14 protein-coding genes are annotated in these 14,026 nt (G+C 43.3%); 5 read left to right on the top strand and 9 right to left on the bottom strand.

Annotated features, from left to right (window positions below):
• The first annotated feature begins 214 nt into the window (after positions 1 to 214).
• Positions 215 to 2,275 (top strand): M13 family metallopeptidase, encoded by a 2,061-nt coding sequence (locus R1T43_RS02535; protein WP_317352553.1) that lies wholly within the window; start codon positions 215 to 217, stop codon positions 2,273 to 2,275.
• 182 nt (positions 2,276 to 2,457) lie between these two features.
• Here R1T43_RS02535 and R1T43_RS02530 read toward each other — a convergent pair whose 3' ends face one another.
• From R1T43_RS02530 to R1T43_RS02510, 5 genes are all read right to left on the bottom strand, one after another.
• Positions 2,458 to 2,856, bottom strand: a complete 399-nt coding sequence (locus tag R1T43_RS02530) for an ACT domain-containing protein (RefSeq protein WP_317352550.1) — start codon at positions 2,854 to 2,856, stop codon at positions 2,458 to 2,460.
• A gap of 90 nt (positions 2,857 to 2,946) precedes the next feature.
• Positions 2,947 to 4,329: an ATP-dependent RNA helicase DbpA gene (gene dbpA / locus R1T43_RS02525; protein ID WP_317352547.1), complete on the bottom strand. Its 1,383-nt coding sequence runs from the start codon at positions 4,327 to 4,329 to the stop codon at positions 2,947 to 2,949.
• 33 nt (positions 4,330 to 4,362) lie between these two features.
• Positions 4,363 to 5,421: a dihydroorotase gene (gene pyrC / locus R1T43_RS02520; RefSeq protein WP_317352545.1), complete on the bottom strand. Its 1,059-nt coding sequence runs from the start codon at positions 5,419 to 5,421 to the stop codon at positions 4,363 to 4,365.
• Between the two features lie 28 nt (positions 5,422 to 5,449).
• Positions 5,450 to 6,007: a PhnA domain-containing protein gene (locus R1T43_RS02515; protein WP_317352543.1), complete on the bottom strand. Its 558-nt coding sequence runs from the start codon at positions 6,005 to 6,007 to the stop codon at positions 5,450 to 5,452.
• A gap of 84 nt (positions 6,008 to 6,091) precedes the next feature.
• Entirely contained in the window at positions 6,092 to 6,589 is a 498-nt protein-coding gene (locus tag R1T43_RS02510; protein ID WP_211070365.1) for a lipocalin family protein, read from the bottom strand.
• Between the two features lie 179 nt (positions 6,590 to 6,768).
• Between R1T43_RS02510 and R1T43_RS02505 the strand changes: the two genes are divergently transcribed.
• The 4 genes from R1T43_RS02505 to R1T43_RS02490 all read left to right on the top strand — a co-directional run bounded on the left by R1T43_RS02505 (position 6,769) and on the right by R1T43_RS02490 (position 10,910).
• The gene (locus R1T43_RS02505) at positions 6,769 to 7,719 is read left to right on the top strand and encodes an aldo/keto reductase (protein WP_317352540.1); all 951 of its coding nucleotides are present in this window, start codon (positions 6,769 to 6,771) and stop codon (positions 7,717 to 7,719) included.
• 49 nt (positions 7,720 to 7,768) lie between these two features.
• A complete protein-coding gene (locus R1T43_RS02500) occupies positions 7,769 to 8,152 on the top strand; it encodes a VOC family protein (protein ID WP_317352538.1) in 384 nt (127 codons plus the stop codon).
• Positions 8,153 to 8,500: 348 nt separating this feature from the next.
• On the top strand, positions 8,501 to 10,450 hold the full coding sequence (locus R1T43_RS02495; protein ID WP_317355627.1) for an amylosucrase: 1,950 nt from the start codon (positions 8,501 to 8,503) through the stop codon (positions 10,448 to 10,450).
• A gap of 250 nt (positions 10,451 to 10,700) precedes the next feature.
• Complete coding sequence (locus R1T43_RS02490; protein ID WP_317352536.1) at positions 10,701 to 10,910, top strand: hypothetical protein; 210 nt, start codon at positions 10,701 to 10,703, stop codon at positions 10,908 to 10,910.
• 60 nt (positions 10,911 to 10,970) lie between these two features.
• Here the strand turns inward: R1T43_RS02490 and folE are convergent, their stop codons facing one another.
• The 4 genes from folE to R1T43_RS02470 form a co-directional block, all read right to left on the bottom strand.
• Positions 10,971 to 11,654, bottom strand: a complete 684-nt coding sequence (folE, locus tag R1T43_RS02485; RefSeq protein ID WP_057795639.1) for a GTP cyclohydrolase I FolE — start codon at positions 11,652 to 11,654, stop codon at positions 10,971 to 10,973.
• 416 nt (positions 11,655 to 12,070) lie between these two features.
• The gene (locus tag R1T43_RS02480) at positions 12,071 to 12,748 is read right to left on the bottom strand and encodes a DUF799 domain-containing protein (protein ID WP_317352534.1); all 678 of its coding nucleotides are present in this window, start codon (positions 12,746 to 12,748) and stop codon (positions 12,071 to 12,073) included.
• Between the two features lie 4 nt (positions 12,749 to 12,752).
• Positions 12,753 to 13,103, bottom strand: coding sequence for a DUF4810 domain-containing protein (locus R1T43_RS02475; protein WP_317352532.1), 351 nt, complete (start codon positions 13,101 to 13,103; stop codon positions 12,753 to 12,755).
• A 28-nt stretch (positions 13,104 to 13,131) separates the two neighbouring features.
• On the bottom strand, positions 13,132 to 13,812 hold the full coding sequence (locus R1T43_RS02470) for a CsgG/HfaB family protein (protein WP_317352530.1): 681 nt from the start codon (positions 13,810 to 13,812) through the stop codon (positions 13,132 to 13,134).
• Positions 13,813 to 14,026: the final 214 nt, after the last annotated feature.

Below are 14,026 nucleotides of genomic sequence, written 5' to 3'. Positions count from 1 at the left end.
GTGATAAATATTACGGTAAGAGAATACTGTCTTTCGTGCTTTGTTTTAAAGGCCTTGTTTTAGAGAGCTTACACTCGCCTGCACTCGCTAGTGCATCACAAAACGGCGATAGAGGCGATGAGTCAGTATTCGGCCAACGAGATATGAACTTAACGACATAAATTAATAACGACTTGGTTCAAAAACAAGCTTATAAAAATAGGAATAACAATCCATGTTGAAAAGCGTAATTAGCTTAAGCGTTGCATTAGCACTTAGTGCATGTAGTCCGCAAAATACACAACCAGAAAACCAAGCGCCAACCGCTGTAACGCAACAGCAAGAATTAAAGTCCGGCGTGAATAAAGAAAACATGGATTTAACTGCCGATCCTGGTAACGACTTCTTCCAATACGTGAATGGCACGTGGGTTGATAACCTTGAGATCCCAGCCGACAAATCAAGTTATGGCGCTTTCACGATTTTGCGTGACGAATCTCAAGACCATGTAATGAAAATAATCAAAAGTTCCGCCGAAGGCGACTTTGCAGATGGCACCGACGAGCAAAAAGTGGGTGACTTCTACCGTGCTTACATGGATACGGATACACTTAATGAATTGGGTATAAGCCCAATTAATGCCGATATTGAAAAGATTGAAGGCATTACCAATTACGATGAACTAGCTGCATACTTTGCCTATGCCACCCGTTACGGCTATGCAAGCCCCTTCAACGTTGGTCAAAATGCAGATTTTAAATCACCTGATTCTTATATGATTTATACATGGCAGTCTGGCCTTGGTCTGCCTGAGCGCGATTACTACTTTAAAGACGACACCAAATCACAAGAAATTCGCGATGCTTATGTTAAACATATTGAAACCATGTTTACGCTTGCGGAATTTGACGCGCCGTCAGATAGCGCTCAAATGTTATTTGATATGGAAAGCCGTATTGCAGAAATGCATATGAAGAAAGAAAAATTGCGTAATTGGGCGGCTAACTATAACAAAGTACCGGTATCAGAACTAAGCACGCATATGCCCAACTTCCCGTGGGAATTATTCCTTAAAGAAATGGAATTAGACGATTTAGATAGCATTGTATTCCTGCAAACTGATTTCATGAAGCAAATGGATACGTTCATCACTGAAACCTCTCTGGAAGATTGGAAGGTATTTTTAAAATGGGGCTTACTTAATGCCTCAGCCAGTCGTTTAAGTGAAGATTTCGACACCGCTAATTTCAACTTTTACAGCAAAACTCTCCGTGGGGTTGAAGAGCCTGAGCCGCGCTGGCGTAGAGCTGTTAGCCTTTCTAATGCTCATGTGGGCGAAGTTATCGGTAAAGTATACGTGAAACAATACTTCCCACCTGAAGCAAAAGAGCGCATGACCGAAATGGTGAGCAATCTATTATTAGCCTACAAAGACAGTATTGAAAAGCTTGATTGGATGACAGATGAAACACGTGAGCAGGCGTTAGATAAGCTCTCTAAATTTACTGTTAAAATTGGCTACCCCGATACGTGGAAAGACTATTCTCAGCTAGTAGTGAAAGGCAGCGATTTATTTGGCAACTTAAAGCGTTCGTCCGATGTTGCCTACGAAGAAATGCTTAAGAAACAAGGCGGCCCAGTATGGAAGCATGAGTGGGGCATGACACCTCAAACCGTTAATGCTTACTACAACCCAACGGCAAATGAAATTGTTTTCCCAGCGGCCATACTGCAACCGCCCTTTTTCGATATGAATGCGGAAGACGCGGTAAACTACGGCGGTATTGGAGCGGTTATCGGGCATGAAATTGGTCACGGCTTTGATGATGCAGGTTCAACGTTTGATGGCGATGGCGCTCTACGAAACTGGTGGACTGATACTGACCGTCAAGAATTTGAAGCAAGAACGGCTAAACTTGTCGAGCAATTCAACGAATTCGAAGCCCTGCCGGAGCTATTCGTCAACGGTGAATACACTCTTGGGGAAAACATCGGCGACTTGGGCGGTATTAGTATTGCGCTTAAAGCCTATCATTTAACCTTAGAGGGTGAAGAAGCCCCTGTTATTGACGGTTATACCGGTGACCAGCGCGTATTTATTGGTTATGGTCAAGTATGGGCAAGCAAGTACCGTGACGAAGCCCTACGCAGCCAAATTCAAACCGACACTCACTCACCAACGAAATTCCGTACTAACGGCGCGTTGCGCAACGTGCCTGAATTTTACGAGGCGTTTGATGTGACCGAGGAAAATGATTTGTATTTACCGCCAGAAGAGCGCGTAAAAATTTGGTAATAGGCATTAATTAATATCATTAACAAGGCGGCAATTCATTGTCGCCTTTTTTATATCTGCATTAAATTTGTGGATCGTGGCTAAATCGTAAAAGAACAATAGCCACAATTCGCTAGCCACGTTGCCCTGTTATGTTCCTTAGAAAAAATGGGCTAGGCTTATGGCTTATGGCTTATGGCTTATTAAGGATTGGCTAAATTAAGCAATACTGCAATGGCTTCATCGGCTCGGCCAGCGGGAACGAAAATATGGTCGTGATAATAGCCAGCTACCACATTAGCGCTAATTTCCGCCCGGGTAAGCGCAGCCGACATAGCTGCGGTCATACCCACCGCGTCTAAACTTGAATGGACATTACAGGTAATGCGCTTGTAGGTGCTATCCACAGCAAAGCCTTCGTTGCTTGCAAAAGATGATTCAAGAATAAGGGTTGTACCTTCATCTTCTTTATACACCATTAAGGCATTGGCCAATTGAGTTGGCGAAACCGCGTAAGGCACACTCACAAATACGAACGCCTCAGCGCTTAGAACCGGCTGAAGTGTTTTTAGCAATGTATTTAAATCTGTTTCGCCTGACATCACACCGCCCCTGTTTTGCCTGTCCAACTCATTGAATATATTTTGCCCAAGCCGTGCTCCATACGCTTAGGCTGTTCGATGCTAAATCACTTACAGCTTACGCGCTCTTATGCGCTTGCCTTTAATTTTACCTTCGCGGAAGTGATTCATAGCGCGCTTTACGCTTCGCAACTTAACCGCAATAAAGCTTTGGCTATTTTGCACTGCAATTTTGCCTACATCATCACCTGGTATGCCTGCATCTTTAGTAAGCGCACCTACTAAGTCACCAGGACGAAGCTTTTGCTTTTTACCAGCACTTAATGAAATACAGCTAAATTCAGGTTCGATGATGCGGTTTTTATGGAAACGTAAGCCTTGTGCGCCTTTTAAAGGAATATCAGTGCCTTGAAGCACTTCAATTTTACGCAAAAAATGCTCTTCCTCGTCGCCCACTAACGTTATTGCAGTGCCTTCAGCGCCAGCACGAGCGGTACGGCCAATACGGTGAATATGCGTTTCAGGCTCTTCGCTTACTGTGTAGTTGATCACACAAGGAATATCATCAATATCAAGCCCACGTGCGGCTACATCAGTAGCAACCAGCACTTGTAGTGCATCACTGGCAAACTGATTAAGTACCGCGGTACGCTCATACTGCTCCATTTCGCCTTGCAAACCTGCTGCGCTGAAGCCATCTTCCAGTAATGATGCGACCACTTCGGTCACTTGTACTCGACGATTACAAAACACGATAGCAGTTTTAGGCTGGGAATCGGTCAGAATGGCTTTGAGCGTTTGTATTCGAGTGTGAGGAAGTACGTTGTAGCCAATTTGAGTAATCGACGGTTTGCTCGACTCATCACTTTCAACCTTACAAATTACAGGCTCAGTTAAATACTGATCGGCAATACGTTCTATTTCTTCCGTATAAGTCGCAGAAAACAGTAAAGTTTGCACACCTTTCTTCATTGGCGAAAAGATGACTTTTAAGTCATCTTCAAAGCCCATATCTAGCATGCGGTCGGCTTCATCAAGCACGCGTAAACGCACATTTTTTAGCATTAACCTGCGTTTCTCTACATGCTCCATCACGCGACCAGGCGTGCCGACTACAACATGAGCGCCGTGCTTAAGCGACTGAATTTGAGGGCCCATAGGTTGGCCGCCACAAATAGTCATCACCTTTATATTGCCAATTTGCTTTGCGGCATTTCTATATTGTACGGCGACTTGGTCTGCCAACTCTCGCGTTGGGCACAATACCAATACTTGCGTTGCAAATAAGGTAGGGTCAATCTTTTCAAGGGCCGGTATTACGAAGCAAAGTGTTTTACCACTGCCTGTTTGCGCTTGTCCAATAATGTCGCTACCTGCTAATGCATGAGGTAAAGACTGTGCTTGAATGGGCGATAAGGCAAAAATACCCTGTGCATCTAACGCTTTTGTGATAGCTGGATTTATTTCCAACTGCTTTACAGTTTCAATTGTCATTTCTGTTTTTTCCAAAGATGCATATACGTAGCGTTAGTCAGCCGAGCGTGTTTGGAAAGTATCTTGTAGTTTCCACTGAAGCGTCTGCCCTGCATAGAAAGGGACCATATCGGTACCATCAGCTAACGTGACCTGTTCAGGTACTGTCCACGCTTCTTTTACTAACGTCATTGTTGTGTTGTTTCTAGGTAATCCGTAGAAGTCAGCACCGTAGTTACTGGCGAACCCTTCTAGCTTATCTAATGCGCCCAACTGCTCGAACACTTCAGCATAAAGCTCGATGGCAGACCATGCGCTGTAGCAACCTGCACAACCACACGCATTCTCTTTTTTATGTTTTGCATGAGGGGCTGAATCAGTCCCTAAGAAGAATTTGCTGTTACCGCTGGCTACCACATCTTGCAGTGCTTTTTGATGGGTATTTCGTTTTAAAACGGGCAAACAGTAGTTGTGTGGACGAACACCACCAACCAGCAGGTCATTGCGATTTAACAATAAATGTTGTGGCGTAATTGTGGCACCTACGTTGGCACTAGCATCAACGACAAAGGCCGCAGCGTCTGCGGTAGTAATATGTTCAAACACCACTTTCAAGTTCGGGAAAGCCGCCACAATTGGTGCTAAATGCGTATCGATGAATACTTTTTCACGGTCAAAGATATCAATGTGCGTTTCGGTGACTTCACCATGAATAAGTAGCAATAACCCGTGAGCCTCCATGGCTTCAAAAACAGGATATAGCGCTTCTATGCCTTTTACTGCAGCATCTGAGTTGGTGGTGGCGCCAGCTGGGTATAGCTTACACGCCGTGACGCCAGCGGCTTTCGCATCAGCGATATCTTGTACTGATGTTGTGTTCGTCAAAAAGAGAGTCATTAACGGTTCAAAATTGCTGCCGGTAGGGCGAGCCGCTTCTATACGTTGTTTGTAAGCAACCGCCATAGTTGCATTAACCACTGGTGGAACCAAGTTAGGCATAACGATGGCACGCTGGAAACAACGAGCTGTAGCGGGGACCGTTTCTGCTAGCATTTCGTTGTCACGAAAATGTAAGTGCCAATCATCGGGGGTTCTAATCGTTAGCGTTTGCATAACCGAGAGCTCTCTTCTTTAAGACCAATTAAGATTTTTTTGTATAAGCCGCAATAATGACAATGCGGGTGCCGTTAACTTTACCTTCAATATGCAAAGGATTATCGCTTAGGCTAATGCCTCTTACCGGCGTACCGCGTTTAGCCGTAAAGTTAGCTCCCTTAACGGTAAGGTCTTTAACAAGGTGCACATTATCGCCAGCTTGCAACGCAGTCCCGTTGCAATCAAGCGTCGCTTCTTGCTCGATAAGTCCAGCTTCTGCCCATTGTTTAACATCGTCTTCTAAATAAGCCATGTCTAACAAATCTTGAGCCCAGCTTTCGCCGCTTATTTTATTAAGCATACGATAAGCAACCACTTGAACAGCGGGCGTAGGTGACCACATGGCGTCATTAAGGCAACGCCAGTGATTAGTGTCTATATCGGCTTCACTATTAAGTTGCATGCGGCAGGTTTGGCAGGTAAGTACCGCGCAGCCAGCAGTTTCATCTGGCGATTCGGGTACCATGTAAACGTCTAAATTTTCGGTGTTCTTACACATCTCGCAAGCGTTATCCGCTCGATTGAAAACAGCTTCTTGAAGCACAGCAAATGTCCCTACAATATTTTGCCGCAAAGTATACCACAATTCGGCAAAATAGGGGCTGGCTAAAACGCCTTCTCATCACTATTAAGGCGTGTCGTGAGAGACCCAAATCAATTTACTAGTATCGTAGCCGTTCTGTGTAGCTTGGGCCAAAAGGACATCGATAGTGTCTTGCGGTAAGGTTTTTTCTCTGGCTAATATCCACAGGTACTCTCTATCAGGCCCTGTAATCATGGCATATTGATAGTCTTCTTTGTCTAACGCCATCACAACATAACTGGCATAGAAAGGCCCAAAGAATGATACTTTCAAATGCGCAATATCGGCACTCGATACAAAATAGGCTTTCCCTTCGGCTTCATCCCACTTTGCTTCTTCTTGCGAATAACCTCGGTTAATAACCTTTACGCCCCCATCATCACGCGTAGAGTAGGTTGCCGTTACATTGGATAGCCCCTCTTCAAAACTGTGATCGTAGCGCGCAATTTCGTACCACTGACCTAAATAGCGATCTAGCTCAAACCCATCCACCGGCGCAACGCCGTCTGGCACTGATGTACATCCCACTAAGGTAAATAACATGGTTACACTGAACCATTTTTTACTATGCTGGCTAAACAATCGGCGAAAAATACCTTCATACGTATTCAATGTGTTAAACATCGACTAATCCCCTAGCTTCATCTATATATGGCTTACTTTAGCAAAATAGCAGGTTATTGTAGCTGCTAGCGCAATTGCACATTTATTTGGAGTATAAGATGCAAAACTATTTCCCAGACGCAAGCAGACTTGTTTATGGCTGCATGGGCCTTGGTGGTGGCTGGAACAACGAACCAGCAACAAAAGAACATGTGTTACAAGCTCACCAAGTAATAGAACAAGCATTAGCTCTTAATATTAATGTGTTCGATCATGCAGACATCTATACCTTCGGCAAAGCTGAAACTGTGTTCGGTAAGGTTCTAAAAGAAAACCCTTCGTTAAAAGAACGTATGATTCTGCAGTCTAAATGTGCGATACGGTTCGAAGATGATTTAGGACCAAAGCGCTACGATTTCTCAGCAAAATGGATTGAATCTTCGGTAGAAGGAATTTTGCAGCGTTTGAACATAGAGCAACTTGATATTTTACTGCTTCATCGCCCCGACCCATTGATGGAATTGGATGAAGTTGCTACCACGCTCTCTTCCTTACAGCAGCAAGGAAAGATAAAGCACGTTGGCGTATCAAACATGCATGGGCATCAAATGGCGTACTTACAATCGGCGCTTTCAAGCCCAATTGTGGCGAACCAATTGGAAATGAGCTTAGCGTTTCGAGACTGGCTAGAAGACGGCGTTACCACTAATAGCCCAGCAAACCGTGACTCTGGCTATGCGCCAGGCACCCTTGAATATTGTATGATGAACAAGATACAACTTCAGGCGTGGGGCAGCCTGGCCCAAGGTAAATACACGGGTGCGAGTACTCAGAACAATACTGATGCCGCCACGGCTGCGTTGGTAAACACGCTAGCCGCTGAATACGAAACTAGCCCTGAAGCTATCGTATTAGCGTGGTTAATGCGCCACCCTGCCAATATCCAACCAGTACTTGGTACAACCAATATTGAGCGGATAAAAGCCTGCCATAAATCGATGGATGTACAACTGACTCGCGAACATTGGTACTTATTATTAGAAACTGCTCGTGGCCAGGAAATGCCATAAAGTAGGGTGTGTGCAACACCCTCGGTTCATGTTCTAACGGAGCTTATTTATGCTAAAAGGAATTCACCACGTCGCACTAATTTGTAGCGACTATCCTGTGTCTAAACGCTTTTATACTGAGATTCTTGGCCTTAGCGTTATTGCAGAAAATTATCGCGAAGCGAGAAAATCGTATAAGTGCGATTTAGCATTACCTGATGGCGGGCAACTCGAGCTATTTTCGTTTCCTAGTGCACCAGTCAGACCTTCAAGACCAGAAGCTCAAGGGTTGCGTCATTTGGCATTTAGAGTAGACGATATTGATGAAGTGATTGCGCATTTAACTGCAAATAAGGTGGAGTGCGAACCCATTCGTGTAGATGAATACACGGGTAAACGGTTTACTTTTTTCGCCGACCCCGATGGTTTACCACTTGAACTCTATGAAATGTAGTTTTTATGAACAGGGCGAATCATTTGCCCGTATGAACACATTTATTAAAATAGTTACGTAAAAAGTACCGTTACACCACTTAGAAAGCAGGCTTAGCCTGCTTTTTTTTCGACTTTATGCCACTAATATTTAACGATTTTCGCTGCACATTATGCAATGAAGGGTGCGGTACTAAACAGATAAGTAGATTCATTTACAAACCTAAACTACAATACAACTTAATCGATTAAGCTGTATTGTAGTTTAGGTTAATATTTACGCTAAACTCGTCAAACACAAAAACTAAACAGAGCTTACTTTGCCGCGCTTTTTGTAAGGTAGTCTAAAGGTAATAAAATGGAACAAGCTATGAACTATGCCGCTGATAGTAACGTTTGCCTAGATCGTATTATGGCAAGCACTGATTTATCTATGCTAACTAAAAAAGATGCAGCTCTGTTTACTCGCCGAGTTAACGCACATTTTGGCGACTTATTCGATAAATACACCACTATTTATGGCCACCAGTTCGACTGTTATTTCCACCTTCAACAGCTTATTAGTGTGCTGCGCGACGGTGTTAAAAACCGCAAACCGGCGCTGAAAAAATTAGATAGCCTTCGCCTTCAATCTCCTAACTGGTATAAAGATGAAAGCCAAGTAGGCATGGCGCTGTACGTAGACCTTGCTGGCCCTACCCTCAAAGATTTGCACACGCGTATTCCCTATTACAAAGCGCTGGGTATAACCTATCTGCACTTAATGCCGCTTTATGATTCTCCTAAAGGAGACAGCGATGGCGGTTATGCTGTTTCTGATTATCATAAAGTTAACCCTAGTCTTGGTACCATGTCAGAGCTTGAATCGTTAGCGACCGCACTACAAAAAGAGGGCATAAATCTCGTTCTCGATTTTGTGTTTAACCATACGTCAGACGAGCATCAGTGGGCAAAAGAAGCATTAGCGGGAAACAAACAGTTTCAAAATTACTACTACTTATTCAATGACCGCACGGTACCAGATCAGTTCGAGCATACGCTTAGAGAAATATTTCCTCAGGTTAGGCGCGGAAGCTTTACTTTTAATGAACACATGCAAAAGTGGGTATGGACAACATTCAATAGCTTTCAATGGGATTTAAATTACAGTAATCCCGAGGTATTTAATGCCATTACCGGTGAAATGCTGTTTCTTGCTAATATTGGCTGTGCGGCACTGAGACTTGATGCCCTTGCTTTCATTTGGAAAGAAATGGGAACTGACTGTGAGAACCAAGAGAAAGCCCACCTGCTCATTCAAGCCTTTAACACTTGTTTGCAAATTGTTGCACCAGCGGTGGTGTTTAAGTCTGAAGCTATTGTGCACCCCGATGAAGTGGTTAAATACATTGGTAAAAACGAATGCCAGCTTTCCTATAACCCGTTATTAATGGCATTGTTGTGGAACAGTTTGGCTACCCGTAAAACACGTCTGTTAACGCGCTCAATGCAAAAAAGCTTTTCAATTAGCGATGAGTGCACTTGGGTTAACTATGTGCGTTGTCATGACGATATTGGGTGGACGTTTGACGATAATGTTGCGAACGAGCTTGGGATAAACCCCCACGACCACCGTTACTTTTTAAATCAATTTTTTACTGGCAGATTTGAAGGTAGCTTTGCTAACGGTGTGCCATTTGCTGAAAACCCATCGAATGGTGATTGCCGTGTATGTGGCTCACTGGCTTCACTTTGCGGCTTAGAAGGTGCACTTGATACCAATGACCAACAAGGCATTGAAGATGCTATTAACCGCATGCTGCTTATGTACGGTATTACCTTTAGTATTGGCGGTATTCCTTTGCTGTATTCGAGTGACGAGCTGGCCAAGTTAAATGACTATGATTACTTGAATGACCCATCCAAGCGCCACGATGACAGATGGGTTAATAGGATTGCTGTTACCCAAGAAGATACTGAACTTGCGCTTTCTGAGCCAAGCAGTCAGCTAACGGCTGAACAAGATGCTAGCCTGCAAGTATTTCGAGGCTTGCAAAATATGTTAGCGATAAGACGTAATAACCCTATCTTTGGAGCATCACGTACCACCATTTTAGATACCGACAATCAACATTGCTTCGCTTATGTTAGAGAAAACGATTCGGGTGAAAAGCTGTTGGCTATTTGCAATTTCAGCGAAGAAACTCAGCAAACAAGCAGTGACTTAATCGGTATTCTTGGGAACACAAATTCTACCGACTTACTGACCGGCAATACACTTAACGGCGACGAGCCAATAATCTCGCTTGCCCCGTTTCAACAGCTTTGGCTAAAGCAATAAGCGCTCTTTCAGCCCCTATTCTTATTGGCAGTCAGTAACGGAAAGTCTATTTTCTGTTACTTCGCCGCAACTTAGCGAGAATTTGGCGTATTCCACAGGCAATCTATTAATTTGCAACTATACTTCAGTCAGAGTAATCGATTTGGTTAAGTCCCTCGTATTACTCTGCGAATAGACGCTGTTATTCAACACCAAAGCTTAAAGTATGCAGTCACCATATGGATATGGGTGAAGCTTAAAAGGACAATCCATGAAGACCGAAACACCCTTAGAATACATGTGCCCCTATTGCGGCGCTTTCAACGAATTTTCTGAACACACCATTCGCGATATGTATCAAGAGCAGGTTGAAACTTGCGGATGTTGCAAAAAGAATTTAAGCCTTACCGCAGCAAATGGTGTCGAAGGTCGTATTAACCTTGTCATCAGCGAGTTAGAAACCGAATTCCATTCAAAATAAAAAACCGCTTTAAAAGCGGTTTTCAGTGTTGGCCAAAGCCACTAGACATTTTAAAAGCAATTAGCTAAAAAATGCTCTTCGTAATTCTACATCGGACAAAAATTTGCCCCCTAACGCAGATGTTTTGGTATACGAATTAGTATCGCGTATACCTCTGGCCTTCACACAATAATGGGTAGCATTAATGCTTACTGCAACGTCATCAGTAGAGGCTAGCGTCTGGATGGCGACAAGCACTTGCTGTGTTAATCGCTCTTGCACTTGAGGGCGCTGTGCAAAGAAGCTGACTAATCGATTTAATTTCGATAACCCGATAATAGTGTCTTTGGGAATGTAAGATACGGTAGCGAGCCCATCAATAGTTACAAAGTGGTGTTCACATGTGCTCGTTAAACTTATATCAGACACTTGAACAGGCTGATCAAGACGCATCTTATTTTCAATTTGGGTTATTTTAGGGAAGTTTCGGTAATCTAAACCACCGAACACTTCGTTCACGTACATCTTTGCAATACGGGTTGGTGTGTCGTGCAAACTGTCATCGGTAAGATCGAGCCCAAGCGTATTCATCACGTCACGCATTGCGATTTCAATCTTCTGACGTTTTTGCTCGTCAGACAAACCATTCGCCACCATAGGTGTTTCCAGCCCTTTTTCTTCAAGCGCTGCTCTAACACGTTGTGCCGATTCAGAAATTGATGGCTCTAGTGCATCACGCACAATTACCGCTTCTTTTGCTAACATTAACCCTATCCGTAAATACTTCTTTACCCTTAAACGTAATCAACACGATTAAGGCTAACTTGATACCAAGATGCAAATGACAATACCGCCTGAAAGCCAACGCAAGACTATTGAATAGCATGATTACGGCCAAGGCATATAACCACGCTTTGGCAAAGGTTTGGCGACTTCTAACGGTCATATTTTAGCATTCTAGCGGCTATTGATCGAGCAAATGCTGAGATTAGCCTAATCTGAAAATGCTATTAGAGGCGTGTTTTATCGATATTGAGATAAAACGTCTATTAGGAGCAATGAGATCAAAAAATAAACGACTAAAAAGAATCGGGGAATACTATAGCAACACCACCCACTCAAATAGCGCTTCGGTTTGCGAAAACGAAGCGCCATGAAAATAGATTGAAATTCAAGCAAACTTATTTAGCGCTTTCACTGGGAGTAGGTTGGCCATATTTCGGTGAGCGGGGACCGTACAATAAACCGTTGTGACTTTCTGCCGACAGCAAACGGTTAGACGTTAATGCTGCAATATCAAAACCTCTATCAGTTACAGTCTCGAATATCTGACTAACTGCAGCTTGAACTAACATACCCACAAGGCCACCTGAGTTGGCGTTCTGTGTTTCAGCTGATGAGGCAGTTGCCATACCTTCCCACAGCACTGTATTACCTTTCAAATCCATTAACGACGCAGACACTGTCACTCTCGTTTCGCTCGAGATAACCACGTAGCTTGTGCCATAGTCCGTGATCGTGACGTAAAGCGCTGTATCAGCACCAAATATTTCATGCAATTTCGTTGTCGGGACTGCATGAATATCTTCTGCGACCGTAAGCCCATTGTTTTTAAACGTCTGGTCTACTACAGCCACAGGAAAAACATAAAAGCCTGATTCAGCAATGGGCCGAGCAAGTTGAGACATCACACTGTAAGGCGCAATGACTTCTGGCGTGTTATTAATTGGAGGCAATACCACCACTGACGCAGGCGACGCATTTTTAAATGCCGTGTAATCGTATACGGGTGGAGCACTGACACAGGCTGTTAATAAACCAATCGCCATCAATGAAGCCGCTAATTTAAATACATTCATTTTACTAGACTCCTTTAGCGTTAGATGCGTTTAATAAAAAGTCGATATATTGCGCAGACTCTGGAAATAACGCCTTTTCTTGTTCAAAATGCAGTGTTCCTCTATCACCATTACCGCTTTCGAAATACAACATGCCTAAGTGTGCATGAATACCTGGAGCAATGTCTTTATCTTGCGCAGCCGCCTGTTCTATAGCTTGTTGAAGAACAGTAATCTGCGCTTCTAACGAAACATCTTCAGATTTAAAGTAGCTATACACTGCACTATTATATTCGCCATAGTAATAAAGCGGCTCGGTGGTTTTACAACCGACGATCCCTAGAGCAAGCAAGGTTGTTAGTATTATTTTTTTCATTATTTTTACTCACGACTTTTTTATTGTTTTAAATTGCCCAAGCACCAGACTCTAAGCCATCAACTAAATTGTTCACTACTTCACGAATGGCTAAATCAAGCACTTTTCCATTAAGTGTTGCGTCGTAGCTAGCGGTACTACCAAACCCAATAACTTCACGCTCAGACAAACTATATTCGCCAGCTCCTGCTACTGAATAAACCACTTCAGATGTAGTGACATCTACTATATTAAGAGTGACTTTTGCATAAGCAATTTGAGATTTCCCTTTACCTAGAAGACCAAATAATTGCTTATCACCGATGGCTTTACGTCCAAATTCGGTAACATCACCGGTTACTACAAACCGTGCGCCAGCTATCGTTTGAGTAGTACCTGAGCGAGAAGCTTCAGTGGCAAGCAAATCCATGTTGTCGCGATCGAGAATACTAAAGCGATTTGTCTGCTGTAAATGTCCCATCAAGGTAGTTTTTGCTTGGTTACCTAACCGGTCTTGGCCATTTGAAAAAATGCCATTTTGAAAGCTAGAGCGGTTTACAAATTGTCCCACGACTAGCTTACTTTTTGTTCCTGTATACTGAGAGTTGAAGCTTTCCACTTTTGGGGTTTCAACCACTTTTGAAGAGGTACTAGCGCAACCAGAAACTGCGGTAACAGCGACAACGGCAAAGGTAAGAGCCTTAATACTTATTATTTTTTGAAATTGCATATCACATCCTTTTATTATTAAATTCACCCAGGTGAAATTTACATGTCCTGAAGACTAAACGCATTATTGCGCATTTATATCAGCCTCTGATAAAGGTGCCAATTAAAATAAAAGACCGAACTCTTCACGCTTTAAAGTCGAAAGCCTTACCATCGAAATACAGGCTAGGAATACTAAGAAGCTCACCTCTTAAATATCAGAAAGCTAAGCTAGA

It is taken from the genome of Alteromonas sp. CI.11.F.A3 (assembly GCF_032925565.1).
GTDB lineage: Bacteria > Pseudomonadota > Gammaproteobacteria > Enterobacterales > Alteromonadaceae > Alteromonas.
The sequence above is the reverse complement of the archived record's forward strand: the minus strand, read 5'-3'. Positions and strand labels throughout refer to the sequence as shown.